This window comes from Citrobacter sp. RHB35-C21 (genome assembly GCF_013816515.1).
Taxonomy (GTDB): domain Bacteria; phylum Pseudomonadota; class Gammaproteobacteria; order Enterobacterales; family Enterobacteriaceae; genus Citrobacter; species Citrobacter braakii.
This window is the reverse complement of record NZ_CP057147.1, coordinates 2,674,150-2,699,340: the sequence shown is the minus strand read 5'-3', so window position 1 is coordinate 2,699,340 and position 25,191 is coordinate 2,674,150. Positions and strand designations below refer to the sequence as shown.

At 54.1% G+C, this 25,191-nt stretch carries 22 protein-coding genes; 16 read left to right on the top strand and 6 right to left on the bottom strand.

The features are described from left to right. Window positions 1–42: 42 nt before the first annotated feature. The 4 genes from HVZ39_RS13150 to HVZ39_RS13135 are packed head-to-tail and all read left to right on the top strand — an operon-like array spanning window position 43 to window position 3,869. Complete coding sequence (locus HVZ39_RS13150) at window positions 43–1,065, top strand: ABC transporter permease (RefSeq protein WP_181632514.1); 1,023 nt, start codon at window positions 43–45, stop codon at window positions 1,063–1,065. Next, complete coding sequence (ddpC, locus tag HVZ39_RS13145; protein ID WP_049281776.1) at window positions 1,062–1,958, top strand: D,D-dipeptide ABC transporter permease; 897 nt, start codon at window positions 1,062–1,064, stop codon at window positions 1,956–1,958. Before HVZ39_RS13150 ends, ddpC begins: the two co-directional genes overlap by 4 nt. Then, window positions 1,955–2,941 (top strand): ABC transporter ATP-binding protein, encoded by a 987-nt coding sequence (locus tag HVZ39_RS13140; RefSeq protein WP_016156537.1) that lies wholly within the window; start codon window positions 1,955–1,957, stop codon window positions 2,939–2,941. The genes ddpC and HVZ39_RS13140 overlap by 4 nt, the downstream gene beginning before the upstream one ends. Further along, entirely contained in the window at window positions 2,934–3,869 is a 936-nt protein-coding gene (locus tag HVZ39_RS13135) for an ABC transporter ATP-binding protein (protein WP_049271546.1), read from the top strand. Before HVZ39_RS13140 ends, HVZ39_RS13135 begins: the two co-directional genes overlap by 8 nt. Before the next feature lie 28 nt (window positions 3,870–3,897). Here HVZ39_RS13135 and HVZ39_RS13130 read toward each other — a convergent pair whose 3' ends face one another. Then, window positions 3,898–4,788 carry a LysR family transcriptional regulator gene (locus HVZ39_RS13130; RefSeq protein WP_016153095.1) on the bottom strand — a complete coding sequence of 297 codons (891 nt, stop codon included), beginning with the start codon at window positions 4,786–4,788 and terminating at the stop codon, window positions 3,898–3,900. 142 nt (window positions 4,789–4,930) lie between these two features. Here HVZ39_RS13130 and HVZ39_RS13125 point away from each other — a divergent pair, with 142 nt between their 5' ends. Genes HVZ39_RS13125 through HVZ39_RS13100 form a run of 6 tightly spaced genes read left to right on the top strand, consistent with a single transcriptional unit; the run spans window position 4,931 to window position 10,646 of the window. Further along, complete coding sequence (locus HVZ39_RS13125; protein ID WP_016153096.1) at window positions 4,931–5,638, top strand: CoA transferase subunit A; 708 nt, start codon at window positions 4,931–4,933, stop codon at window positions 5,636–5,638. 2 nt (window positions 5,639–5,640) lie between these two features. Continuing rightward, window positions 5,641–6,297, top strand: coding sequence for a CoA transferase subunit B (locus HVZ39_RS13120; protein ID WP_103847926.1), 657 nt, complete (start codon window positions 5,641–5,643; stop codon window positions 6,295–6,297). 10 nt (window positions 6,298–6,307) lie between these two features. Then, complete coding sequence (locus tag HVZ39_RS13115; RefSeq protein WP_181632513.1) at window positions 6,308–7,513, top strand: acetyl-CoA C-acetyltransferase; 1,206 nt, start codon at window positions 6,308–6,310, stop codon at window positions 7,511–7,513. After that, window positions 7,503–8,426: a 3-hydroxyacyl-CoA dehydrogenase family protein gene (locus tag HVZ39_RS13110; RefSeq protein ID WP_181632512.1), complete on the top strand. Its 924-nt coding sequence runs from the start codon at window positions 7,503–7,505 to the stop codon at window positions 8,424–8,426. The genes HVZ39_RS13115 and HVZ39_RS13110 overlap by 11 nt, the downstream gene beginning before the upstream one ends. 43 nt (window positions 8,427–8,469) lie before the next feature. After that, window positions 8,470–9,864: a GntP family permease gene (locus tag HVZ39_RS13105; RefSeq protein ID WP_200012206.1), complete on the top strand. Its 1,395-nt coding sequence runs from the start codon at window positions 8,470–8,472 to the stop codon at window positions 9,862–9,864. A gap of 11 nt (window positions 9,865–9,875) precedes the next feature. After that, window positions 9,876–10,646 (top strand): 3-hydroxybutyrate dehydrogenase, encoded by a 771-nt coding sequence (locus HVZ39_RS13100; RefSeq protein WP_181632511.1) that lies wholly within the window; start codon window positions 9,876–9,878, stop codon window positions 10,644–10,646. Window positions 10,647–10,693: 47 nt separating this feature from the next. On the opposite strand, the gene HVZ39_RS13095 is transcribed toward HVZ39_RS13100, so the two are convergent. After that, window positions 10,694–11,125, bottom strand: a complete 432-nt coding sequence (locus tag HVZ39_RS13095) for an OsmC family protein (RefSeq protein ID WP_047359112.1) — start codon at window positions 11,123–11,125, stop codon at window positions 10,694–10,696. Window positions 11,126–11,352: 227 nt separating this feature from the next. Here HVZ39_RS13095 and sra point away from each other — a divergent pair, with 227 nt between their 5' ends. The 3 genes from sra (at window position 11,353) to HVZ39_RS13080 (ending at window position 15,395) form a co-directional block, all read left to right on the top strand. Further along, window positions 11,353–11,493: a stationary-phase-induced ribosome-associated protein gene (gene sra, locus HVZ39_RS13090; protein ID WP_006684530.1), complete on the top strand. Its 141-nt coding sequence runs from the start codon at window positions 11,353–11,355 to the stop codon at window positions 11,491–11,493. 179 nt (window positions 11,494–11,672) lie between these two features. Further along, window positions 11,673–13,370, top strand: coding sequence for a malate dehydrogenase (maeA, locus tag HVZ39_RS13085; RefSeq protein ID WP_181632510.1), 1,698 nt, complete (start codon window positions 11,673–11,675; stop codon window positions 13,368–13,370). A 309-nt stretch (window positions 13,371–13,679) separates the two neighbouring features. Beyond that, the gene (locus HVZ39_RS13080) at window positions 13,680–15,395 is read left to right on the top strand and encodes an ABC-F family ATP-binding cassette domain-containing protein (RefSeq protein WP_181632509.1); all 1,716 of its coding nucleotides are present in this window, start codon (window positions 13,680–13,682) and stop codon (window positions 15,393–15,395) included. 418 nt (window positions 15,396–15,813) lie between these two features. On the opposite strand, the gene fdnI is transcribed toward HVZ39_RS13080, so the two are convergent. From fdnI to fdnG, 3 genes are read right to left on the bottom strand one after another with little or no spacing between them, the layout of a single operon-like run. Then, window positions 15,814–16,470 carry a formate dehydrogenase-N subunit gamma gene (fdnI, locus tag HVZ39_RS13075; RefSeq protein ID WP_016153106.1) on the bottom strand — a complete coding sequence of 219 codons (657 nt, stop codon included), beginning with the start codon at window positions 16,468–16,470 and terminating at the stop codon, window positions 15,814–15,816. Beyond that, window positions 16,463–17,347 carry a formate dehydrogenase N subunit beta gene (gene fdnH, locus HVZ39_RS13070; protein WP_181632508.1) on the bottom strand — a complete coding sequence of 295 codons (885 nt, stop codon included), beginning with the start codon at window positions 17,345–17,347 and terminating at the stop codon, window positions 16,463–16,465. Before fdnH ends, fdnI begins: the two co-directional genes overlap by 8 nt. A 13-nt stretch (window positions 17,348–17,360) precedes the next feature. Then, a complete protein-coding gene (gene fdnG / locus HVZ39_RS13065; RefSeq protein WP_181632507.1) occupies window positions 17,361–20,408 on the bottom strand; it encodes a formate dehydrogenase-N subunit alpha in 3,048 nt (1,015 codons plus the stop codon). Window positions 20,409–20,695: 287 nt separating this feature from the next. Between fdnG and yddG the strand changes: the two genes are divergently transcribed. From yddG to HVZ39_RS13050, 3 genes are all read left to right on the top strand, one after another. Then, window positions 20,696–21,577 carry an aromatic amino acid efflux DMT transporter YddG gene (gene yddG / locus HVZ39_RS13060; protein WP_016156546.1) on the top strand — a complete coding sequence of 294 codons (882 nt, stop codon included), beginning with the start codon at window positions 20,696–20,698 and terminating at the stop codon, window positions 21,575–21,577. Between the two features lie 459 nt (window positions 21,578–22,036). Beyond that, a complete protein-coding gene (ompD, locus tag HVZ39_RS13055) occupies window positions 22,037–23,131 on the top strand; it encodes a porin OmpD (RefSeq protein WP_131345781.1) in 1,095 nt (364 codons plus the stop codon). A 143-nt stretch (window positions 23,132–23,274) separates the two neighbouring features. Beyond that, entirely contained in the window at window positions 23,275–23,655 is a 381-nt protein-coding gene (locus tag HVZ39_RS13050) for a GFA family protein (protein WP_087121860.1), read from the top strand. Here HVZ39_RS13050 and HVZ39_RS13045 read toward each other — a convergent pair whose 3' ends face one another. Further along, on the bottom strand, window positions 23,656–25,143 hold the full coding sequence (locus HVZ39_RS13045; protein ID WP_047417428.1) for an MFS transporter: 1,488 nt from the start codon (window positions 25,141–25,143) through the stop codon (window positions 23,656–23,658). Window positions 25,144–25,191: the final 48 nt, after the last annotated feature.

The window sequence follows — 25,191 nt, the reverse complement described above, 5'->3', positions numbered from 1 at the left end:
CACGTTAATGCGGAGCCGCTCTGGCTCCGCAAGGGGAAGCTAATGACGTTCTGGAGCATTTTACGCCAGCGATGCTGGGGACTTATTCTGGTGGTTATCGGTGTTTGCGTAATCACTTTTATTATTTCGCACCTGATACCTGGCGACCCCGCGCGGCTATTGGCGGGCGATCGCGCCAGTGATGAAATTGTCGAAAATATTCGCCAACAGTTGGGGCTGAACCAGCCGCTGTATATCCAGTTTTTTCGCTATGTCAGCGACATTTTTCACGGCGATTTAGGCACCTCTATTCGCACCGGACGTCCGGTGCTGGATGAGCTGCGCATCTTCTTCCCCGCCACCCTTGAGCTGGCTTTCTGCTCCTTGTTGCTGGCGCTGGTTATCGGTATTCCTTTGGGCATTTTATCTGCGGTCTGGCGCAACCGCTGGCTAGATCACCTCGTTCGTCTGATGGCAATCACCGGTATCTCCACGCCAGCATTCTGGCTGGGGCTGGGGGTGATTGTGCTGTTTTATGGTCATCTGCAAATTTTACCCGGCGGTGGACGTTTAGACGACTGGCTGGATCCGCCAACTCACGTCACCGGGTTCTATCTGATTGATGCACTGCTGGAAGGCAATGGCGACGTCTTTTTCAATGCGCTTCAGCATCTGATCCTGCCATCACTGACGCTGGCCTTTGTGCACCTGGGGATCGTTGCCCGTCAGATTCGCTCCGCCATGCTGGAGCAACTGAGTGAAGATTACATTCGCACCGCTCGCGCCAGCGGGTTGCCGGGCTGGTACATCGTGCTGTGTTACGCGTTGCCAAATGCGCTTATCCCCTCGATAACCGTTCTCGGCCTGGCATTGGGCGATCTGCTCTACGGTGCGGTGCTGACTGAAACGGTCTTCGCCTGGCCGGGAATGGGTGCCTGGGTGGTGACGTCGATTCAGGCGCTCGACTTCCCGGCGGTAATGGGATTTGCCGTGGTGGTCTCTTTCGCCTATGTGCTGGTTAACCTGGTGGTGGATTTACTCTACTTGTGGATCGATCCACGAATTGGACGCGGAGACGCACAATGATGCTCACACAAGAAACGCCAGCCGCGCCTCAGACAGCACGCCGTCGCACGGACTGGGCTAAACTGTTCTGGATGATGAAAAGCAGCCCGCTGACGCTGGTTGGCGGGGTCATCATTGTGTTGATACTGCTGCTGATGGTGCTGTCGCCGTGGATAACCCCTCACGACCCTAATGCCATCAATTTGAGTGCACGCCTGCTGCCCCCGTCAGCCGCTCACTGGTTTGGTACCGATGAAGTCGGCCGCGATCTGTTCAGCCGCGTTCTGGTGGGTAGCCAACAATCGGTCGTTGCGGGTCTGGTCGTGGTGGGTATCGCCGGGGGATTGGGTTCGCTGCTGGGCTGTTTGTCTGGCGTCATGGGCGGACGCGCCGATGCAATTATTATGCGAATAATGGACATTATGCTGTCCATTCCCTCGCTGGTGCTGACGATGGCGCTGGCCGCCGCGTTGGGTCCAAGCCTGTTTAACGCCATGCTGGCGATTGCTATCGTACGTATTCCGTTTTATGTGCGCCTCGCACGCGGTCAAACGTTAGTAGTGCGCCAGTTTACCTATGTGCAGGCGGCGCGGACCTACGGCGCATCACGCTGGCATCTGATTAGCTGGCACATTTTACGTAACTCTCTGCCCCCGCTAATTGTGCAAGCGTCGCTGGATATCGGCAGTGCGATCCTGATGGCCGCCACGCTCGGATTTATCGGTCTGGGCGCACAGCAACCCAGCGCTGAATGGGGAGCGATGGTCGCAATAGGCCGTAACTATGTGCTTGATCAGTGGTGGTATTGCGCTTTCCCCGGCGCCGCCATTCTGATTACCGCCGTGGGCTTTAATCTCTTTGGCGATGGTATTCGCGATCTGCTTGACCCGAAAGCCGGAGGAAAACAGTCATGACACAACCCGTGCTGGAAATCGAAGATTTGCATTTGAGTTTTCCCGGCTATAAAGCTGACGTGCATGCGCTTAACCATGTATCGCTGCATATCAACCGCGGAGAAATCGTTGGCGTGGTTGGTGAGTCCGGTTCCGGTAAGTCCGTGACGGCCATGCTCACCATGCGTCTGCTGCCGGAAGGCAGTTATCATATCCACCAGGGACGCGTTTCGCTGCTGGGGGAAGATGTGCTCAATGCCAGCGAGAAGCAAATGCGCCAATGGCGCGGCGCACGCGTAGCGATGATCTTTCAGGAACCCATGACGGCGCTGAATCCGACCCGACGCATCGGTCAGCAAATGGTGGAGGTTATCCGCCATCATCAGGCGTTAAGCCGCACGGATGCCCGTCAGAAAGCCATCGCTTTACTCCAGGAGATGCAAATCCCGGACGCGGCGGAAGTCATGAAGCGTTTCCCGTTTGAGCTTTCCGGCGGGATGCGCCAGCGCGTAATGATAGCGCTGGCCTTTTCGTGTGAACCGGAGCTTATCATTGCCGATGAACCGACCACCGCTCTGGACGTCACGGTGCAACTGCAGGTGCTGCGTTTGCTGAAGTTAAAAGCGCGAGCCAGCGGGACAGCCGTGTTATTTATCAGCCATGATATGGCAGTGGTTTCACAGTTATGCGACCGGTTGTACGTCATGTATGCCGGAAGCGTGATTGAGAGTGGCCCAACGCAAACCGTTATTCAACGCCCGACGCATCCCTATTCCATTGGTCTGCTGAAATGCGCGCCGGAACACGGCGAGCCGCGCGCATTGCTGCCCGCCATTCCCGGCACCGTGCCGAACTTAACCTGCTTACCGACGGGATGCGCGTTTCGCGAGCGCTGCTTTGCCGCTGGCCCCCGTTGTGAAGAAACACCTGCGTTACGCAGTCAGGGAGGCGGGGATCAACAATCTGCCTGCTGGTATCCGCAACTGGAGACAACACATGTCTGATTTTTTACTGGCGCTGCAGAATGTTCATGTCAACTTCCCTGCGCGTAAAAACTGGCTCGGCAAGGTAACGGAACGGGTGCATGCCCTCAATGGTCTGGATTTACAGATCCGTCAGGGGGAAACGCTGGGGATTGTTGGCGAGTCCGGTTGTGGAAAGAGTACGCTGGCGCAACTGCTGATGGGGATGCTGAAACCCAGTCAGGGCAACTATACGCGCCGTGGTGACAAGCAGCATACCGGTATGCAAATGGTCTTTCAGGATCCCCTTTCATCGCTGGATCCGCGCTTACCGGTATGGCGGATTATCACCGAACCGGTGTGGATCCAAAAACGTCCTGCAGAACGTGAGCGCCGTATGCTTGCTGAAGATTTGGCGCGACAAGTGGGAATTCGTCCTGAATATCTCGACCGCCTGCCGCATGCGTTTTCCGGTGGACAGCGCCAGCGTATTGCCATCGCCCGGGCGTTGTCATCAGAGCCGGACGTGATTGTGCTTGATGAACCTACTTCGGCGCTGGATATCTCCGTGCAGGCGCAAATTCTCAATCTGCTGGTGTCATTGCAGGCGCGCAAAAACCTGACCTACGTGCTGATCTCGCACAACGTGTCGGTGGTTCGCCATATGAGCGACCGCGTGGCGGTGATGTACCTCGGGCAAATTGTTGAGCTGGGCGATGCGCAGCAGGTACTCACGCAGCCCGCCCATCCCTACACGCGATTATTGCTGGATTCGGTCCCTAAAACGGGAGCACCGCTGGCGGAGGATTTGGTGTTACGGAAAACCGAACTACCGGGGAACCGAACGCTGCCCCAGGGGTGTTTTTTCCGTGACAGATGCCCACTGGCGACCAGCGGCTGTGAGAAGAAACAGGCATTGCTGAAAAGTGATAGCGGTGGTGAAGTTCGCTGCTGGCGGGCGGTTGCATGAGCTGAACGGTTGGCGTATTGCGTGAGAGTCAGGTGCAATACGCCTTTTTCAGGGAATCCACCAGCACTTCAGAAGCGGTAGATAACTTATGATGCGCCGAACGCAAAACGCCGATCCGACGCTGGATCACCGGCGTATCCAGATCGATACAGGTTGCACCCAGCTCTGTCATTTGCGTGCGGCACAATGCGGGCACGGCGCTGCCGCCCAGTCCGCTCGCCACCAGGCGACCAACCGTCACCAGTTGATGGCTCTCCAGCGCCACCTCCAGCGTATGCCCACTTTGCACCAGCTGTTCTTCCAGCATCAGGCGCACGGCGGAAGGACGTTGCAGGGTGATAAAATCCAGCGTCAGTAATTCGCGCCACGCAATACGATCCCGGCCCGCCAGTTTGCATGTCGGCGGAACAATCGCGATAAAACGATCCACGCCGAGCGGGGTGAAATGCAGATGCCCTGAAGAGTCCGGCTCAAAGGCAATGCCCATCTCCACCCGCCCTTCACTGACCATCTCAATCACTTGTTCGTTAATGACGTCATGTACCGTTACGTTGATTCCGGAGTAGGAATCACGAAACGTTTTCAGTACCGATGGCAGGACGTTAGCGGCGAATGAGGGCATGGCGGCAATAGAGATTTTTCCGCGCTGCAGCGTAAAGCGCTGACGCATTGCCTCTTCCGTATTCTCCCAGTCCGCTAGCAGCTGTCGCCCCATGTTGAGCAGCGTTTCGCCCTCCTGCGTCAGGGTCACTTTGCGGGTGGTTCTCAACAGTAACGCCCCGCCCAGTGAATCCTCCAGTCCTTTAATCGCCAGGCTTAAAGCGGGTTGCGACATATTCAGTCTTTCACTGGCATGAGCAAAATTCAGAGTGTGAGCTACCGCTAAAAATGCGCGTAACTGTTTGATGCTCATTCCCATTTCGCATCCCTTTAACTTGTTGAATACCTTTAATTAACATTAAATTGATAAAAAAACCCAATGAGTGAGTCACAAATTTAAAATTAACAAATCATTTTTCACCCCCAATGATGTCGGCAAGGACAACAGGAGGGGCAAGTGTATGGCTGGACTGGATAAACGGGTTGCCACCTATCAAGAGGCGCTGGAAGGACTGACCGATAACATGACGCTACTGGCGGGCGGTTTTGGCTTATGTGGGATCCCCGAGAACCTGATTGCCGAAGTACGCCGTCGGGAGGTTCAGGGGCTTACGGTTGTGTCAAACAACTGCGGCGTGGATGGTTTTGGCCTTGGCGTTCTGCTGGAAACGCGCCAGGTACGCAAAGTGGTCGCATCTTATGTAGGTGAAAACGCCCTGTTTGAGCAGCAGGTTCTCAGCGGTGAACTGGAAGCTATCCTGACGCCGCAAGGCACGCTGGCTGAGCAGTTGCGCGCGGGCGGCGCTGGGATCCCGGCATTCTTTACCGCGACCGGATACGGAACCCCGGTCGCGCAAGGGAAAGAGGTTCGCGAGTTTGCCGGACGCCCTTACATCTTAGAGCAGGCGATAACCGGTGATTTTGCGTTGGTTAAAGGCTGGAAAGCCGACTGGTACGGCAACGTTATTTATCGCCACACCGCACAAAATTTTAATCCGCTGATGGCTGCCGCTGGGCGTATTACCGTCGTGGAAGTTGAAGAAATTGTCCCTCCCGGAGAGCTGGACCCCGCCGCAATTCACACCCCCGGAATTTACGTTAACCGCATTATCCAGGGCCAGTTTGAAAAACGTATTGAACAACGCACCCTGCGCCAGAAAGGAGCCTGACCATGTTAACGCGTGAACAAATGGCGATGCGTGTCGCCCGCGAGCTGCGAGACGGTTATTACGTCAACCTCGGGATTGGTATTCCTACTCTGGTGGCGAACTACATTCCTGAAGGCATGGACGTAATGCTGCAATCGGAAAACGGCTTGCTGGGTATGGGCCCGTTTCCCACGGAAGACGAAATTGATGCTGACATGATCAACGCCGGGAAACAGACCGTGACGGCGCGCAAAGGCGCGGCAATCTTCGACTCGGCGCAATCCTTCGCCATGATCCGCGGCGGTCACGTCGACCTGACGGTGCTCGGCGCGTTTGAAGTGGATGTTAACGGCAATATCGCCTCATGGATGATCCCCGGAAAAATGGTGAAAGGCATGGGCGGCGCGATGGATTTGGTTGCCGGAGCCGACAACATCATCGTGGTGATGACGCATGCCTCTAAAAGCGGCGAGTCGAAACTGCTTCCCGCCTGCACCCTGCCGCTGACCGGCGTGGCCTGTATTAAACGTGTGCTTACCGATCTGGCGCTGCTGGAGATTGCCGATGGGGCGTTCATTCTGCGCGAGCGAGCGCCGGGTATCAGCGTGGATGAGATTGTCTCCAGAACCGCCGGCAAGCTGATCGTTCCCGAAAATGTCCCCGAAATGCACTTTAGCTGAGGAGCTGACCATGCAGGATGTTGTTATTGTCGCGGCGACGCGCACCCCAATTGGCAGTTTTCATGGCGCGCTGGCGCCGCTTTCCGCGGTTGAACTAGGTTCAGTGGTGATCCGTGCGCTGCTGGAAAAAACCGCCGTGGCACCTGAGCAAATTGATGAAGTGATCTTCGGCCAGGTTCTGACGGCAGGCTGCGGCCAGAACCCTGCCAGGCAAACGGCGTTACGCGCAGGACTGCCGGTCACCACGCCCGCGTTAACCCTGAATCTGGTGTGCGGCTCGGGCATGAAGGCGGTGCATCAGGCGGTCCAGGCGATTCGCTGCGGCGATGCGCAAATTGTGATTGCCGGTGGGCAGGAGAGCATGAGCAATGCGCCCTATTTCCTCGACGGCGCCCGGGCGGGACTGCGGCTCGGTCATGCCAGCATGAAAGACAGCGTGGTGCATGACGGTCTGTGGGATGCGTTTAACGACTATCACATGGGGATTACCGCGGAAAATCTGGCGGATAAGTTCGTGATCGGTCGCGAGCAGCAGGACGCCTTTGCCCTGCGCTCACAGCAAAAAGCGGCCGCCGCCATTGAAGCCGGTCGTTTTAGCGCGGAAATCACGCCAGTCAGCGTCCCACAGGGCAAAAAACCGCCGCGTGTCGTGGATCGTGACGAACAGCCTCGTCCGGATACGCAGGCTGAAAAGCTGGCGCAGCTCAAACCAGCGTTTCGCCTAGGTAACGGCACGGTGACCGCCGGGAATGCCTCTTCAATCAACGATGGCGCCGCCGCGGTGATGTTGATGAGCGCCGCCAAAGCAGCAGAACTCAATCTGCCGGTTCTTGCCAGAGTGGCGGGCTACGCCGTCTCCGGCGTCGACCCTGCGATTATGGGCATTGGGCCGGTAGAGGCATCACTTCAGTGCCTGAAGCGAGCTGGCTGGACGTTGAATGATGTCGATCTCATTGAAGCCAACGAAGCCTTTGCCGCGCAAGCGCTGGCGGTTGGCGAATCCCTGAACTGGGACAGCAATCGGGTGAACGTAAACGGCGGCGCGATTGCGCTGGGCCATCCCATTGGGGCGTCAGGTTGCCGAATTCTGGTGACTTTGCTGCACGAAATGGCCCGCCGTAACGCCGCCAAAGGGCTGGCTACGCTGTGCGTAGGCGGCGGTCAGGGTGTGGCGCTGGCGGTTGAGCGCCCGCAGGAGGTATCTCATGAAAAGTAAGCATATCTGCGTACTGGGCGCGGGGTTAATGGGTGTCGGTATTGCCACCCACTTCGTCCGTTATGGTCACGATGTCTGGCTGTACGACACCGATAGCAACCGTATTGCAGACATTGGCGCAGTTGCCAGCGGTATTCTGGATGAACTGATTGCCACCGAACAGTTTCCTGCAGACGACAAAGCACAGGCTGTGAGTCGTCTGCATGGTACTACCTCGCTGCACGATATTGCCGCGTGCGGGTTACTGATCGAAGCCATCCCGGAGCGACTCGAACTCAAGCACGCGTTGTATGCACAACTGGAAGCACTGATCGCGCCAGAGGCCGTCATTGCCAGTAACACCAGCGGCCTGCCGCCGGATGCGCTGGCAGAGAAGCTCGCCCATCCTGAGCGGTTGTTAATCGCCCATTTCTGGCACCCGCCGCATTTTATTCCACTGGTTGAGATTGTACCCGGCACGGCCACGAAGCCGGAATATCTGCAGGAGCTGCAACAACTGCTGCTTTCGATGCAGCTGGAAGCCGTCGTGCTCGACCGCGCCGCGCCGGGGTTTGTCGGTAATCGCCTGCAGTTTGCTCTGCTGCGTGAAGCGTTGCATATCGTAAAAAGCGGGATCGCCAGCGCAGAGGTGGTGGATCAGGTAATGCGCGCCTCGCTCGGTCGTCGCTATGCGATGGTCGGTCCGCTGGAGGCGGCGGATATGACCGGACTTTCTACGGTACAGGACATTTGTCGGCATCTGCTACCGGAGCTGGCGACCGGGAGCGACATGATGTCTCTGGTCGCTGACAAGGTTGCTAACGGTGATACCGGTTTGCGCAGCGGTCAGGGATTTTATCGCTGGGATGATTCGCGCAAGGAATATATCCAGCAACGCAGAGAGCATCAGCTGCGCTTTGCCCTGAAACCGTAACTTCTCTTTCTGTACCCCACTATAACAATGATATTGAGGAGTCATGATGAGTGTATTAATCGCCCTGGCAGCGTTGGGCCTGCTGATGCTGGCAGCCTATCGCGGATATAGCGTCATCCTGTTTGCCCCCATCGCGGCATTAGGTGCTGTATTGCTCACCGAACCCAGCGCCGTCGGCCCTGCCTTCACCGGCCTGTTTATGGAAAAAATGGTCGGTTTTGTGAAGCTTTACTTCCCGGTGTTCTTACTGGGCGCTGTGTTTGGCAAGTTAATCGAGTTATCGGGTTTTTCTCGCTCCATCGTTGCCGCCGCCATCAACATTCTCGGGCGTCGTCACGCCATCCCTGTGATTGTGCTGGTGTGTGCACTGTTGACCTACGGCGGCGTATCGCTGTTCGTGGTGGCATTTGCGGTGTATCCGTTTGCGGCGGAGCTGTTCCGTCAGAGTAATATTCCGAAGCGCCTGATCCCAGCCACCGTTGCGCTGGGCGCGTTTTCCTTCACCATGGACGCTCTGCCAGGCACGCCGCAGATCCAGAACATTATTCCGACCAGCTTCTTTGGAACTAATGCCTGGGCCGCGCCCTGGCTGGGTTTGATCGGCTCTCTGTTTATCATCGTTGTCGGTCTGGTTTATCTCGAGCGCCAGCGTCGTAAAGCGCAGGCAAAGAATGAAGGGTACGGCACTGAACTGTTAAACGAGCCGGAAACGCCGGATAACATTAACCTGCCGAACCCGATAATTGCTATCTCTCCGCTGATCCTGGTTGGCGTTTTTAACCTACTATTTACCCACTGGATCCCGCAATGGTATGGCGCTACGCATCAACTGGAACTTCCGGGCCTTGTCAAACCGATTACCACCGAAGTCGGTAAAATCACCGCTATCTGGGCGGTAGAAGCGGCGCTGATTTCTGGGATCCTGCTGGTGGTGCTCTTCGGCTATCGCAACATTAAAGGTCGCCTGGCGGAAGGGAGCCGAACGGCGGTTGGCGGCGCGATCCTCGCGGCCATGAACACCGCATCAGAATACGGTTTTGGCGCAGTGATCGCCGCCCTGCCAGGTTTCCTTGTGCTGTCAAAAGCGCTGGCGGCCATTCCCGACCCGCTGCTCAATGAGGCTATCAGTATCACTACGCTTGCCGGGATCACCGGTTCAGCGTCTGGCGGGATGAGTATTGCCCTCGCCGCCATGTCTGACACTTTTATTGCCGCCGCCCATGCCGCCAATATTCCCCTCGAGGTCTTCCACCGCGTGGCGTCAATGGCCAGTGGTGGTATGGATACCCTGCCACATAACGGTGCGGTCATTACCCTGCTGGCCATAACCGGTCTTAGCCATCGTCAGGCGTACGGCGGGATATTCGCCATTACCGTAATTAAAAGTCTGGCCGTGCTGTTTGTTATCGGCGTCTTCTACACCACCGGAATTGTTTAAGGAGAATCATCATGAACTTAACGGGAAAAACCGCTCTGGTTACCGGCTCTACCAGCGGTATTGGATTAGGTATCGCACAGGTGCTGGCGCAAGCGGGCGCTACCCTGATCCTTAACGGATTTGGTGATGTGGAAGCCGCCAAAGATGCCATTGCACAATATGGCAAAACGCCAGGCTATCATGGCGCGGACCTGAGCGATGAAGCGCAAATTGCCGACATGATGCGCTATGCCGATAGCGAATTTGGCGGTGTGGATATTCTGGTCAACAATGCCGGGATCCAGCATGTTTCACCGGTGGAGACCTTCCCGGTTGATAAATGGAACGCGATTATCGCCATTAACCTCTCTTCTGTCTTTCACACCGCGCGCCTGGCGCTTCCCGGCATGCGTAAGCGTAACTGGGGGCGCATCATCAATATCGCTTCTGTTCATGGCCTGGTGGCCTCAAAAGAGAAATCCGCCTATGTGGCGGCGAAGCACGGCGTGGTTGGATTAACCAAAACCATTGCGCTGGAGACCGCGCAGACGGGTATTACCTGCAATGCGCTGTGCCCCGGTTGGGTGCTTACGCCGTTGGTCCAGCAGCAAATCGATAAACGTATTTCCGAAGGCGCTGAGCCTGACGCTGCGCGTGACGCCCTGCTGGCGGAAAAACAGCCGTCGCGCGAATTCGTCACGCCGCAACAGTTGGGTGAGCTTGCGCTATTTTTGTGCTCAGACGGGGCGTCGCAGGTGCGTGGTGTGGCGTGGAATATGGATGGCGGCTGGGTGGCGCAATAAAGATATCTGGTGCCGGATAAGACCCCGTCGCATCCGGCACACCTTCTTTACGATGTTAACTGATAATCCAGCGTAATTTCCGCGTTCAGTACCTGTGATACCGGGCAGCCGGCTTTTGCTTTCTGGATGATGCCGTCAAACGTGGCGGCATCTATCCCCGGGACGCTCACCTGACTGTGTAGCGCGACTTTGGTGATAGCAAATCCGGCATCCACTTTATCCAGAGAAACATCGGCAGTGGTATCAATGGCATCTGGGGTAAAACCCGCTTCGCCCAGCATGAGCGAAAGCGCCATTGAGAAGCAGGCTGCATGCGCCGCGCCAATCAACTCTTCAGGATTGGTGCCTTTCGCCCCTTCAAATCGGGTATTAAACCCATACGGTTGCTGATTCAACACCCCACTTTCGGTCGACACGGTACCTTTACCGCGCTTAATATCGCCTTCCCAGTGTGCCTGACCTTTCTTATGGATAGTCATTACCGCTCTCCTGTGTTGTCGTTGGAGTTACAAGTATAGGACGGCTGAGAAAAAGCATGGCACATACGGGATAGTTCTCATTTGCCGCTTAAGCATTGACCTTTCAGCTGAAATGACCGACCATCCAGAAAGCCGCTATTTTTAACATCGGCTTTCTATCAGGTTGTATTTCGTCCGTTCTCATACGGACTCGCCCTTGAAACCAGTAACAGGATTAAGGAGTTAGAATGAAATCGAACCGTCAGGCCCGTCATATTCTCGGACTGGACCACAAAATCTCAAACCAACGTAAAGTCGTGACCGAAGGTGACAAAACCAACGTGGTCAATAATCCTACCGGAAGAAAGCGCCGCGCTGACGGCAAATAGCCTTTCGCACGTCTGACTGAATAACGAGATAAACACCATTGCAACCGCAGTGGTGTTTTTGCTTATAAAACCCCTTAACCCATTCACAATGCTTTATACTTCGGCCGTTTCCCTGGCGGACAGGCCACATACGATCATAAAGAGTGCCAGGGACGGTTATTCAAAAAAGAGTGAGTGACATGGAAAACGAAACTAAAAAACTGCGTTCCCTTTACATCCCCTACGCTGGCCCGGTTCTGCTGGAATTCCCTTTACTGAATAAAGGGAGTGCTTTCAGTGCGGAAGAACGCCGTAACTTCAACCTGCTGGGGTTACTGCCGGAAGTGGTCGAGACGATTGAAGAACAGGCTGAACGCGCCTGGATCCAATATCAGGGATTTAAAACCGAAATCGATAAACATATTTACCTGCGCAACATCCAGGACACCAACGAAACCCTGTTTTACCGGCTGGTGCATAATCACCTTGATGAGATGATGCCGGTTATCTATACCCCAACGGTTGGCGCGGCCTGTGAGCGTTTCTCCGAGATTTATCGTCGCGCGCGCGGCGTGTTTATCTCTTATCAGAACCGCCACAATATGGACGATATCCTGCAAAACGTTCCTAACCACAATATCAAGGTCATCGTTGTCACCGATGGGGAACGTATTTTGGGTCTTGGCGATCAGGGGATCGGCGGGATGGGTATTCCAATCGGTAAACTTTCGCTTTATACCGCGTGTGGTGGGATCAGCCCGGCCTACACCCTGCCGGTGGTACTGGACGTCGGAACCAACAACCAGCAACTGCTCAACGATCCGCTGTATATGGGCTGGCGTAATCCGCGTATCACCGATGATGAATACTACGAATTTGTCGATGAATTCATCCAGGCCGTGAAGCATCGCTGGCCGGACGTGCTGTTGCAGTTTGAAGACTTCGCACAGAAAAACGCCATGCCGCTGTTGACCCGCTATCGCGATGAAATTTGCTCGTTTAACGACGATATTCAGGGTACCGCTGCGGTAACCGTTGGCACGCTGATTGCGGCCAGCCGTGCGGCCGGTAGCCAGTTAAGCGAACAGAACATTGTCTTCCTCGGGGCAGGTTCCGCCGGTTGCGGAATTGCCGAGCAGATCATCGCGCAAATCCAGCGTGAAGGTTTAAGCGAAGAAGCGGCGCGTCAACGCGTGTTTATGGTCGATCGCTTCGGCCTGTTAACCGATAAGATGCCGAACCTGCTCTCTTTCCAGACCAAACTGGTGCAAAAACGCGAAAATCTGCAGCACTGGGATACGCAAGAAGATGTGCTGTCGTTACTCGATGTGGTACGCAACGGTAAGCCGGACATCCTGATTGGTGTTTCCGGACAGACCGGCCTGTTTACCGAAGAGATCATTCGCGAAATGCATAAGCATTGCCCGCGTCCGATCGTCATGCCGCTGTCTAACCCGACTTCCCGCGTAGAAGCCACGCCACAGGATATTATCGCCTGGACCGAGGGTAACGCGCTGGTTGCGACCGGTAGCCCGTTCGCACCGGTACTGTGGAAAGAGAAAATCTATCCCATTGCCCAATGTAACAACGCCTATATCTTCCCGGGTATTGGTCTGGGGGTAATTGCTTCTGGCGCATCGCGTATCACCGATGAAATGCTGATGTCAGCCAGTGAAACGCTGGCGCAGTATTCACCGCTGGTGCTCAACGGCGAAGGACTGGTGTTACCTGAGCTGAAAGATATTCAGACCGTTTCCCGCGCCATCGCGTTTGCCGTCGGTAAAATGGCCCAGCAGCAAGGCGTGGCGGTGAAAACCTCCGCCGAAGCGCTGCAACAGGCGATTGACGATAATTTCTGGCAGGCAGAATACCGCGACTACCGTCGTACCTCTATCTGACGGTTTGCCCGGCGGCACGTTGCTGCCGGGCGCTCAGAACTTGCGCGACTGCGTGACTTACGATTACACTTTCACCATCGATTAACATTTGGAAAATAATAAGGAGGATACTTATGCTGTACTGTGAACGTTTTATCGTTTCACATGCTTTTGGCGATCGCCAGTGCTCAAGCGTTATCGGTATCGTGCTGCGATAACTTCTGCTTGAGCGAAGCTAACTTCTAAATCCCCTTCTCTCGGGCTTACCGGGTTATCGTCAGCGATGTTTGACGAGGCGTTTTTACGCCTGTAACTCTTGAGTAAGCAACAATGAGCACATTACTAACCGCACAATCCTTACACGTTGATACGGCATTCGGCACGCTATTCGACGATCTTTCCTTTACCCTGAAAAAAGGCGACCGCATCGGGCTTATCGGCTACAACGGCTGCGGCAAAAGCACGCTGTTAAAACTGCTCGACGGCACAATTTCGCCGACCAGTGGGGTTATCGCGCAGGCAAATCACTGCCATCTCGCCCGTGTAGAACAACATCTGCCTGACGAAATATTGCCACTCACGCTGCAGGAAGCCGTTCTGGCTCAACTGCCCGAGCATGAACGCGCAGGTCAGCAGTGGCGAGTTGAAGCACTGCTCGCCGAAATGGGGTTCACGCCGGAGAATTTATCTCTGACAGCACACACGCTGAGCGGCGGCCAACACACGCGTCTGTTATTGGCGCGGGCGCTGATGCGAAACCCTGACCTGCTGCTGCTGGATGAGCCGGGTAACCACCTGGATCTGCCAACATTACTGTGGCTGGAACAGTTCTTACAAAACTGGTCTGGCAGTTTTGTGGTGGTTTCCCACGACCCGCAGCTGTTAGACGCGGTGACTCACGGAACCTGGATCCTGCGCGATCGAACTCTCCATGCCTTCGATCTGCCCTGTAGCGCGGCGCGTCAGGCTCTGGCAGAAAGAGACATCAGCGATGCTCTGCGCCATAAGGCTGAGCAAAAGGAGATAGACCGGGTGACCGCCAGCGCCAAACGGCTGGCTACCTGGGGGCGGGTCTACGACAACGAAGATCTTTCCCGCAAGGCCAAGCAGATGGAAAAGCAGGTACAGCGCCTGAAAGAGGTACAGACTGAAGTGACGTCAGGAAGTCAGTGGACACTAACATTGCAGGGAGATGCCCTGCGTGCGGATCGTTTGCTGGAGATGACTAATCTGTCCGTAGCCCCTGCTCCCGACGCCGATACGCTGTTTTCCATTGCCGGTCTCCGGTTAAAAAGCGGCGATCGCGTGGCGATTGTCGGGCGCAACGGTTGCGGGAAATCATCGTTGTTAAGGCTTATCTGGCAACAGTTTCACTCACAACTGGCATCACCTTCACTGGTGTTGCACCCGCGCGTTACGTTGGGGTATTACGACCAGACGCTGCACCAACTCGCAGATAACGATTCGTTATTTGACGCGCTGGAGCCGTTTGCTCCGCAGCCTGATATCCGCAAAATGGCGCTGATTAGCGCGGGTTTTCCGTGGGTTCGTCACGCGCAGCGGATCAGTTCCCTAAGCGGCGGTGAGCGCTCCCGGCTGCTGTTTGTTGGGCTAACGCTTGCGCGCTACAGCCTGCTGATGCTCGATGAACCGACCAACCATCTGGATCTGGAAGGTAAAGAGGCGTTGGCAGAAACGCTGCAAAGCTATAACGGCGGCGTGTTGTTGGTCAGTCACGACCGTCAGCTGATCAGCCAAAGCTGCAACCGGTTTTGGTTGATCGACAAGGGCGAACTCAGTGAATGGCACGATCTGGACGCGGTCAATGCGCGTATTCGGCAAACATCCTCGGAGATAACCGTTCCAAAAACGGTGGTCGATGCGAGAGCCGAAATAAGCGGTGACAGCGATGGATTGCTGGAACAACTTCTTGAGCTGGAGCAGCGTCTGGCTGACGATCTTGCCCGCAAGCCGAAACATCAAAAGCCGCTGTTACAGGCGCAATGGCGTGAGGAGATTGAGCGCCTGAACTCACAACTGGAGTAAAAACTGATTTGCTGTTCAGATATATTCCAATAAAAGCGCAGGTGGTCAGGTGTGGGCTGGTCCGGCTGAAAATTGCCGACGTGTTTCCGTAAGGCCGGGAGAACCCGCAGGGATGCGGGTTCAGGGCGCGTTTTGCAGGGACGCTACCTCGCGCCCGGCCCGGTAGCCTGGAGGAATAAACGGAGGGGACCACGAAGTGGCAATTTTCCCGCCGGGAGCCGGGATTGTTAAGGGTACAGCGATAGTACCCTTAACACGTTCACAGGTCGTATTGCCTCAGAGAAGTGACATACATAAGGTGAACGGAGCAATATACAGGAGGCAACATATTTATTACCTCCGTGTGTGCTACTCATCCTCGTTAACTGACAAGCATTACTACTGGTGTAGCGCCATTACGATCAGGGCACGTCAGGAGTTAGTTAACCCCTTCCTCGCTCTCTTTTTTCGCTTCTTGTCGTTCAACTTCGCGATACCAGCGTGGGTGATGTTTCTTCGCCCAGCGACGGCTCACTTTCCCTTCGACCATGCCTTTAATCGATCCTTTCACCCAGAATGCCATATACATGTGGATGAGGATGGCGTGCATCAGGATAATCCCCGCAGCCGCATGGATAAGCAGGCTATAGCGCACGACCTGCATCGGGAAGAACTGCGCAAAGTACGGACGCCAGATAATGATGCCGGTAATCAGCAGCACGAAAATCATGCTCATGATCGACCAGAACATCATTTTCTGTCCGGCATTGTACTTACCCACGTCCGCCACTTTGTGTTCATTGCCTTTCAGCACTTCCACAATGTTTTTCAGCCACGGGATATCTTTTTTATCCGGGATGTTGTGGTGAACAAAGCGTACAAACATGAACATCAGCGCCACGAAGATCAGCAGTCCGAAGAACGGGTGCAAAATGCGCCCCATCTGCGGCGTACCGAAGGTCTGCGTCAGCCATTGCAGAGTCGGGAAGAAAAACGAAATCCCCGACAACGCCACCAGGAAGAAGCAGATCACCACCGTCCAGTGACAGGCGCGGTCGATAAACTTCGTGCGCACAATCATTTTCGACTTACTCATGATGATCCTCCTCGTCGTCGTCCACTTCCTTATTCGGACCGATACCAATGTAGTGGTAAATCAGTCCGGCGAAGGTGGCGATAAATCCGGCAGCGGCCAGCGGTTTCAGCGCCCCATTCCACAGATTGATAGAGGTATCGATCTGCGGTTCTTTCGGCAGGCCGTGATACAGCTCCGGCTGGTTGGCATGATGCAGAACGTACATCACGTGCGTGCCACCCACACCTTCCGGGTTGTAGACACCGGCATGTTCATAACCACGTGCTTTCAGTTTTGCCACTCGCTGTTCGCCCATTTCCAGCATTTCCTGCTTGGTACCGAAATGGATTGCCCCGGTCGGACAGGTCTTCACGCAGGCAGGTTCCTGCCCGACGCTGACGCGGTCCACACACAGCGTACATTTATACACGCGGTTATCCTCTTTATTGAGGCGCGGAATATTAAATGGACACCCGGCAATACAGTAGCCGCAGCCAATGCAGTGCTCTGACTGAAAATCAACAATCCCGTTGGCGTACTGGATGATAGCCCCGGCAGACGGGCATGCCTTCAGGCAGCCCGGATCTTCACAGTGCATACAGCCGTCTTTACGAATCAACCACTCGAGCTTGCCGTTCTGTTCGGTTTCGGTAAACCGCATCACCGTCCAGGACTTGGCGCTAAGATCGGCAGGGTTGTCATACACCCCGACGCAGTGGCCGACTTCATCGCGGATATCATTCCACTCTGAGCATGCCACCTGACAGGCCTTACAGCCTATGCAGGTGGAAACGTCGATCAGCTTTGCGACCTCTGCTTTGTAATCACGGGCCTGAGGCGGCGGCGTGATGGCGTTTGTTGCGGACCGTTTGATGATGTCCTGCGTTTCCATAGACATATGTTCGCCTCCCTTACGCCTTCTCGATGTTAACTAAAAACGCTTTGTATTCCGGCGTTTGCGAGTTTGCATCACCGACATTCGGCGTCAGGGTGTTGGCGATATAGCCTTTACGCGCGACTCCTTCAAAGCCCCAGTGGATCGGGATCCCAACCGTTTCAACCTGCTGACCGTTGACGTGCAGAGTACGCAGACGACGGGTAACCACGGCAACTGCGCGAATAAATCCACGCTTGCTGCTAACTTTGACGTGATCGCCGTTGGAGATCCCCTTCGCTGCCGCCAGCGTTTCGCTGATTTCCACAAACTGCTCTGGCTGGGCAATCGCATTCAGCAATGCGTGCTTGGTCCAGGTATGGAAATGTTCGGTCAGACGATAGGTCGTCCCGACGTACGGGAAGTCCTGTTTCGTGCCCATGCGTAACTTATCCGCTTCGTACAGACGCGCTGCCGGGTTGGAGATCACGTTCGGATGCAGCGGGTTTGTGCCCAGCGGCGTTTCCATTGGCTCGTAGTGTTCCGGGAACGGACCTTCCGCCATCTTATCGATAGCGAACAGACGACCCAGCCCTTCCGGCTGCATAATAAACGGATTGGTGCCACTGCCCGGTGCTGCGGTGTTGAAGTCCGGGATATCGTTCCCCGTCCACTTCGTGCCGTTCCACTGGATCAGCATGCGTTTTGGATCCCATGGCTTACCTTGCGGGTCCGCCGAAGCGCGGTTATACAGCACGCGACGGTTTAACGGCCATGCCCAGGCCCAGCCCAGCGTATTACCGAGACCTGACGGGTCGGCGTTATCGCGATTGGCCATCTGGTTGCCCTGCTCGGTCCAGCTACCGGTATAAATCCAGCAGGACGATGACGTAGAACCATCATCGCGCAGAAGCGCAAAGCTGCTGAGTAACTGGCCTTTCTTCGCAACCAGCACACCGTTGGCATCATAGAGGTCTTCCAGCGCATAGCCGTTGTTCTCTTTTGCCACTTCCTCGGAGTGCGGTTCGTCCGGCTGCTTATAGTTCCAGCTCATTTTCAGCACGGGTTCTACGGCTTTACCGCCTTCAGTGCGATACATGTCGCGCAGACGGTGATAAATACCGGCCAGAATTTCGCCGTCGTTGCGGGCTTCACCCGGGGCATCCTGACCTTTCCAGTGCCATTGCAGCCAGCGACCGGAGTTGGCGATGGAGCCGTCCTCTTCCGCAAAGCAGGTGGATGGCAAACGGAAGACTTCGGTCTGAATAGAAGCCGGATCAACGTCGTTTGATTCGCCGTGGTTCTGCCAGAACGTAGAGGTTTCGGTCACCAGCGGATCGATAATCACCAGATACTTCAGTTTGCTCAGGCACTGCACCACTTTGTTTTTGTCCGGGAAGGACGCGACCGGGTTAAAGCCCTGACAGATGTAGCCGGTGACTTTCCCGCTATCCATCATGTTGAAGTATTTGATGACGTCGTAGGACTGATCCCAGTTCGGCAGCCACTCAAAGCCCCAGTTGTTTTCTTTCTGCGCCGCATTGCCGTAGAAAGATTTCATCAGGCTGACGAAGAATTTCGGGTAGTTGCCCCAGTAGTTCACCTGATCGGCCAACGTCGCTTTTGGCGTGTTAGCGGCCAGATAGGTTTGCAGATCGGCCTGTTTCTCTGACGGCAGCGTCAGGTAGCCTGGCAGACTGGTAGAGAGCAGCCCTAAGTCGGTTAAACCCTGAATGTTGGAGTGACCGCGTAAAGCGTTGACCCCGCCACCTGCCATCCCCATGTTGCCGAGCAGCAACTGGATCATCGCCATGGTACGGATGTTCTGCGCCCCGACGGTATGCTGTGTCCAGCCCAGCGCATACAGGAACGTGGTGGTGCGATCCGCTGCGCTGGTGGAAGCCAGCACTTCGCAGACTTTCAGGAAGTCTTCTTTTGGCGTACCGCAGATGTTTTCCACCACATCCGGCGTGTAGCGGGAAACGTGCTGTTTTAGCAGATTCCAGACACAGCGGGGATGGCTTAACGTTTCATCGCGTTTCGCGTAGCCGTTTTCATCGAACTGGTAGTTCCAGGACGATTTATCGTATTGGCGTTTTTTCGCGTCGTAACCGCTGAACAGGCCGTCTTCAAAAGCAAAATCATCCCGCACCAGCAGGCTGGCGTTGGTGTAATGCTTAACGTATTCAGCGTTGATTTTGTTGTTTTCAATCAGATACAGCAAAACGCCGGACAGGAACGTAATGTCCGTGCCGGAACGAATTGGCGCGTAAATATCCGCTACCGAGGCTGTACGTGTAAAACGGGGGTCAACAACAATTAGCGTGGCATCATTGTTGTTTTTAGCTTCCATCGCCCAGCGGAATCCCACCGGATGTGCTTCAGCGGCGTTACCGCCCATCACCATCACGACGTTGGCGTTTTTAATATCAACCCAGTGGTTGGTCATCGCACCGCGACCAAATGTTGGAGCAAGACTTGCTACCGTTGGTCCGTGTCAGACGCGCGCCTGGTTGTCTACTGCCAGCATGCCGAGTGAGCGCACAAATTTTTGCGTCAGCATGCCGGTTTCATTACTTGCCGCAGATGCACACAGCATCCCGGTAGAAAGCCAGCGGTTTACCGTTACGCCCTGCTCATTCTTCTCAATAAAGTTGGCGTCGCGGTCAGTTTTCATCAGCTTCGCGATACGGGTGAAAGCCTCATCCCAGCTGATACGCTGCCATTTGTCGGAGCCTGGAGCGCGATATTCCGGGTAACGCAGACGGTTTTCACTGTGCACGTAATCCAGTAATCCTGCGCCCTTAGGGCATAATGCCCCACGGCTCACCGGATGATCCGGATCCCCTTCAATATGGTAAATCGACTCTTTGGCGTTTTTTGCTCCATCTCCCAGGCTATACATTAATAGCCCGCAACCTACGGAACAGTATGTGCAGGTGTTTCGGATCTCTTTGGCGCGCAACAGCTTATAGTTTCGCGCCTGAGCCAGTGCCATTTTGGGTGCAAAACCCAGAGCGGCTACTGTTGTTCCCGCCATACCGCCCGCGCAGATTTTAAAAAATTGTCTGCGGCTGACGTCCATTGCTTTCCTCTTTTTTGCAGGGATTCGTACAGGAAATCTCTCAAATTGCGCCAGCGCGGCATGATTGAAAGATGACATGTACAACTTCGCGACGAAACTATCAGCTATATCCATATTTTTTTTGCGTCAAATCAATAACGAAACGGTTCCGCTACTAAATAGTGCACTTCGCTTAACCTTTGTACCCATAAGGGAGTAGACAAAAGGGAATTAATTAGCGCGCTACGGTGTAAAGGTGCTATACATTTCAGCTTAATTTTTGCCAGTACCATGGACAGACAATCAGCATGACAAAACAAAAAGCAACGTTAATTGGGCTTATTGCCATCGTGCTCTGGAGCACGATGGTCGGGCTTATTCGTGGGGTAAGCGAAGGACTTGGGCCGGCAGGCGGCGCGGCGATGATTTTTACATTAAGCGGCCTGTTGCTGATATTTACCGTCGGATTCCCAAATATCAGAAAAATTCCTGTGCGATATTTAATCGCCGGTAGCGTGCTTTTTGTTAGCTATGAAATATGCTTAGCGCTGGCCCTGGGCTATGCCGCTACTCGTCACCAGGCTATTGAAGTGGGTATGGTCAATTATCTCTGGCCAAGTCTGACAATATTATTCGCCATCTTATTTAATGGCCAAAAAACAACCTGGTTGGTGATTCCCGGATTAATCATCGCATTGACCGGGGTTTGTTGGGTGTTGGGGGGCGAAAACGGCCTCAATCCTGGAGAAATTATCAGTAATGTTGCCAGCAGCCCGCTTAGCTATTTCCTCGCCTTTCTCGGCGCTTTTATCTGGGCAACGTATTGCACGGTGACTAATAAATATGCAAAAGGTTTTAACGGCATCACCGTGTTCGTTTTACTAACGGCGGCAAGTTTGTGGGTTTACTATTTTATTACGCCTCAACCGGAAATGGTTTTCAGCACTTCGGTGACGATTAAAATGTTCACTGCAGCATTAACGTTAGGATTTGCCTATGCGGCGTGGAATATTGGTATTTTGCATGGCAACGTGACCGTTATGGCCGTCGGGTCTTATTTTACTCCAGTGCTCTCCTCTGCGCTGGCGGCGGTGTTGCTCAGCGCCCCGCTGTCACTATCCTTCTGGCAAGGAGCGCTGATGGTCTGCGCGGGGTCTCTGCTTTGCTGGCTGGCAACGCGCCGTGCCTGAAAAAAAGTCGGGTTTTATCACAAACAAATAAAATCCGGCTATACTTTAGACAATTTAATGAATAATAATTGTTCATTCCACTGCGGTTTATGTTTATATTTTTTTAATTAAATGTTAAATATATGGGGATTAATTAACACCCGAAAGTATTACTCGGTCATCTATATTTCTTCACATGTATATATTACACCTGCGAAACTAACGCCATTTAAATCATAGCCTGCACAATAGTTCCCCATGCAAATATACCCATTCCGATCTGTCACATATTAAGATTAATACAATCAGCTATATTATGTAGATCTGGATCACACAACTTCAAATATTTCGCAATATTATGAAACTTATTATTGAACTTATACCACTGCGTCATTTAAAAATGGTTTGCCATTGACGAACTCCTTCGTTTAGCAATGGTTTAGGAAACACACCAAGAAATAATTATAAGGATTATTTAGAATGAAACTTAAATTAGTTGCAGTGGCAGTGACTAGCCTGTTGGCGGCAGGTGCGGTAAACGCAGCTGAGGTATATAACAAAGACGCAAACAAACTTGACCTGTACGGTAAAGTTCACGCTCAACACTACTTCTCTAACGATACCAGCAGCGATGGCGACAAAACTTACGCGCGTCTGGGCTTCAAAGGCGAAACTCAGATCAACGACCAATTGGTTGGTTTCGGTCAGTGGGAATATGAATTCAAAGGCAACCGTTCTGAAGATCAGGGTTCCGACAAAGATAAAACCCGTCTGGCATTCGCTGGCCTGAAATTCGCTGAATACGGTTCTTTCGACTACGGTCGTAACTACGGCGTAGCTTACGACATCGGCGCATGGACCGACGTTCTGCCAGAGTTCGGTGGCGATACCTGGACCCAGACTGACGTCTTCATGACTGGTCGTACTACTGGCGTTGCAACCTACCGTAACACCGACTTCTTCGGTCTGGTTGAAGGTCTGAACTTTGCCCTGCAGTACCAGGGTAAAAACGATCGTAGCGCCGACAAAGAAGCTAATGGCGACGGCTTCGGTCTGTCAACTACCTATGAGTACGATGGCTTCGGTGTAGGTGCAACCTATGCGAAATCTGACCGTACTGACTCCCAGAACAACCACAGCGGTCAGTTCAAAGCTGACGGTAAGAACGCTGAAATTTGGGCTGCTGGCCTGAAATATGATGCGAACAACATCTACCTGGCAACCACCTACTCCGAAACCCGTAACATGACTACCTTTGGTGGTACTGTTAAAGGTACTGAGATCATCGGTATTGCAAATAAAGCACAGAACTTTGAAGCTGTTGCTCAGTACCAGTTCGACTTCGGTCTGCGTCCGTCCGTTGCTTACCTGAAGTCTAAAGGTAAAGACATCAACGGTTACGGCGACCAGGATCTGGTTGAATACGTAGATCTGGGCGCGACCTACTACTTCAACAAAAACATGTCCACCTTCGTTGATTACAAAATCAACCTGCTGGATGCCAACAACTTCACAAGAGCTGCCGGTGTAAGCACTGACAACATCGTTGCTGTTGGTCTGAACTACCAGTTCTAATTTTGTTGTAGTCTGAATACAAAGCCAGTCCTTCCAGGGCTGGCTTTTTCTCTTAATGTAGACTCGGTCATAAGGAGTATGCCGTGCAGACATTCACTGGTCGTTGTCTTTGCGGGCAGAGTCATTTTACCGTCGACGTCGAAATGCTGGATGTCTATGCCTGTCATTGTACGCTGTGCCAGAAGTGGTCAGGTGGCATCGCTATGTATCTGGAAGCCAGCGCTCAGCCGCTGATGTCGCCGGATTCAGCAGAACCTTCGCACTTCCCATCTTCAAATCGTGGTGAACGTTTTTTCTGTTCCGGTTGCGGGTGCCCGCTGTGGTTTACACTAACGGGCAGCGATCGTTATTTTGTGCCGTGGACGCTGCTGGAGCTGAATGAGGTGGATCGCCGCCGCCTGGTTTTAGCGGCAGAGATCTATACGGAAACACAGCCTGCGTTCTGGAGGCTGACGGGGCAATACGCTCGACTGAGTGGAAAAGAAGTCGAAGAGATGGATTACCCCTGTCATTTAGCCCATTAGTTATTGACGCTGTACCTTTGCCAGACTGAACCACATTCCTACCGCTAATACGATAAGCATGCTGCCGGCGCTGCTTAAGGCCACGCTGTGCGACCAGGTAAAGGCTTCTTTAGCAGCCGACAGCAACGCCTCACTCAGCGACGACGGGAGCGAGTGCGCCAGTTGCACCGCCTCCCCCATTGACGATGAGGCTCGTTCTATCTCCTGTGGATTAAGTCCGACAGGCGGCAGAATCGAGGCTGAAAAGCTGCGGCTCAACAACAAACCAAAGATAGCGATCCCAAGCCCGGCCCCCAGTTCATAAGCCATTGTCTCGATGGCGCCCGCGGCTGCGGCTTTTTCTGCCGGGGCTGCCGCCATGATAGCCGCCGTCGAGGCCAGCAGCGCACTGGCGGCGCTGAAACCGAGCAAAGCCATTAATATCCAGGCTTGAATCTGCTGAGTACTGAAATCTGTCATCGCCAGGCCGTAAAAACTGACGGCGCTAAGCGCCATACCCGCCGTTGCCACACAACGTAATCCCAGGCGTGACACCAGCATACCGGCAATGGGGCCGCTGAAGCCGCTTGCCAGCATCACCGGCAGCATAAACAGTCCCGCCTGATACGGTGTTAAACCATGAACAAACTGTAGCTCCTGAGCCATCAGTAACTCGAAACCCACCAGAGTTATCATCGCGGTCATCGCCATCACAACGCCGCTTAAGATGATGCGATGCGTGAACAGCCGCATATCTATCATCGGGCGGGAAGCGGCAAGCTGGATGCGGACAAACTGCCACAACAGTAACGCGCCGGTTAACAGCGTCAACGCAATGGCAGCGGTCGCCGTATGCCCTTTCAGCGCGGTTTTAGCGCTGTAAACCAGCAGCAGAATGGCGACAATCAACATTACCGCATGACCGAAATTTAACGACTGATCGCGACGTCCGGCCTGGCGCGGCACTAAGCGTGCGGTTAAGGCCATTACCACCAGGACAATCGGCACATTAATTAAGAACACGGATCCCCAGTAGAAGTGCTCCAGCAGCATTCCACCAACCAGTGGGCCAAATGCCGCACCGCCGGAACCCACGGCCGCCCAGACACCGAGCGCCATATTGCGATGCCGTTGCTCAGCGAATGTGGCGCGAATACCCGCAAGCGTTGCCGGAACAATCATCGCCGCCCCAATCGCCAATACGGCCCGAGTGGCAATCAGCCAACCCGCGCTGTGGGCAAAGGCAGCGGCCAGCGATGCGAGGCCAAATAATCCGCCCCCTAACAGCAGCAAACGTTTAAAGCCGATACGATCGCCCAGCGCGCCCATTGGCAATACCATTCCGGCCATTACCAGAGAATAAATATCAATGATCCACAGCAGCTCGTTACCACTGGCACCCAGCGTCATACTCAGCGTGGGCGCGGCAACGTGCAGCACCGTTGCATCAATCGCAACAGGGATGTAGACCAGTACAATAATGACTAACGTTAACCACTGACGAAACATAAAACTCCCTAACGAAACTGAAACTGGACACGTGTCCAGCTTTAGCGA

Excerpts from the sequence above, each read along its gene's own strand:
- ddpC (WP_049281776.1), top strand. The coding sequence starts at position 1,062 with ATGATGCTCACACAAGAAACGCCAGCCGCGCCTCAGACAGCACGCCGT.
- HVZ39_RS13110 (WP_181632512.1), top strand. The coding sequence starts at position 7,503 with ATGAAAAGTAAGCATATCTGCGTACTGGGCGCGGGGTTAATGGGTGTC.
- HVZ39_RS13115 (WP_181632513.1), top strand. The coding sequence starts at position 6,308 with ATGCAGGATGTTGTTATTGTCGCGGCGACGCGCACCCCAATTGGCAGT.
- HVZ39_RS13140 (WP_016156537.1), top strand. The coding sequence starts at position 1,955 with ATGACACAACCCGTGCTGGAAATCGAAGATTTGCATTTGAGTTTTCCC.
- HVZ39_RS13125 (WP_016153096.1), top strand. The coding sequence starts at position 4,931 with ATGGCTGGACTGGATAAACGGGTTGCCACCTATCAAGAGGCGCTGGAA.
- HVZ39_RS13050 (WP_087121860.1), top strand. The coding sequence starts at position 23,275 with ATGCTGGATGTCTATGCCTGTCATTGTACGCTGTGCCAGAAGTGGTCA.
- HVZ39_RS13120 (WP_103847926.1), top strand. The coding sequence starts at position 5,641 with ATGTTAACGCGTGAACAAATGGCGATGCGTGTCGCCCGCGAGCTGCGA.
- HVZ39_RS13100 (WP_181632511.1), top strand. The coding sequence starts at position 9,876 with ATGAACTTAACGGGAAAAACCGCTCTGGTTACCGGCTCTACCAGCGGT.
- HVZ39_RS13130 (WP_016153095.1), bottom strand. The coding sequence starts at position 4,788 with ATGGGAATGAGCATCAAACAGTTACGCGCATTTTTAGCGGTAGCTCAC.
- yddG (WP_016156546.1), top strand. The coding sequence starts at position 20,696 with ATGACAAAACAAAAAGCAACGTTAATTGGGCTTATTGCCATCGTGCTC.
- HVZ39_RS13135 (WP_049271546.1), top strand. The coding sequence starts at position 2,934 with ATGTCTGATTTTTTACTGGCGCTGCAGAATGTTCATGTCAACTTCCCT.
- HVZ39_RS13080 (WP_181632509.1), top strand. The coding sequence starts at position 13,680 with ATGAGCACATTACTAACCGCACAATCCTTACACGTTGATACGGCATTC.
- HVZ39_RS13150 (WP_181632514.1), top strand. The coding sequence starts at position 43 with ATGACGTTCTGGAGCATTTTACGCCAGCGATGCTGGGGACTTATTCTG.
- HVZ39_RS13095 (WP_047359112.1), bottom strand. The coding sequence starts at position 11,125 with ATGACTATCCATAAGAAAGGTCAGGCACACTGGGAAGGCGATATTAAG.
- fdnI (WP_016153106.1), bottom strand. The coding sequence starts at position 16,470 with ATGAGTAAGTCGAAAATGATTGTGCGCACGAAGTTTATCGACCGCGCC.
- HVZ39_RS13045 (WP_047417428.1), bottom strand. The coding sequence starts at position 25,143 with ATGTTTCGTCAGTGGTTAACGTTAGTCATTATTGTACTGGTCTACATC.
- ompD (WP_131345781.1), top strand. The coding sequence starts at position 22,037 with ATGAAACTTAAATTAGTTGCAGTGGCAGTGACTAGCCTGTTGGCGGCA.
- sra (WP_006684530.1), top strand. The coding sequence starts at position 11,353 with ATGAAATCGAACCGTCAGGCCCGTCATATTCTCGGACTGGACCACAAA.
- maeA (WP_181632510.1), top strand. The coding sequence starts at position 11,673 with ATGGAAAACGAAACTAAAAAACTGCGTTCCCTTTACATCCCCTACGCT.
- fdnH (WP_181632508.1), bottom strand. The coding sequence starts at position 17,347 with ATGTCTATGGAAACGCAGGACATCATCAAACGGTCCGCAACAAACGCC.
- HVZ39_RS13105 (WP_200012206.1), top strand. The coding sequence starts at position 8,470 with ATGATGAGTGTATTAATCGCCCTGGCAGCGTTGGGCCTGCTGATGCTG.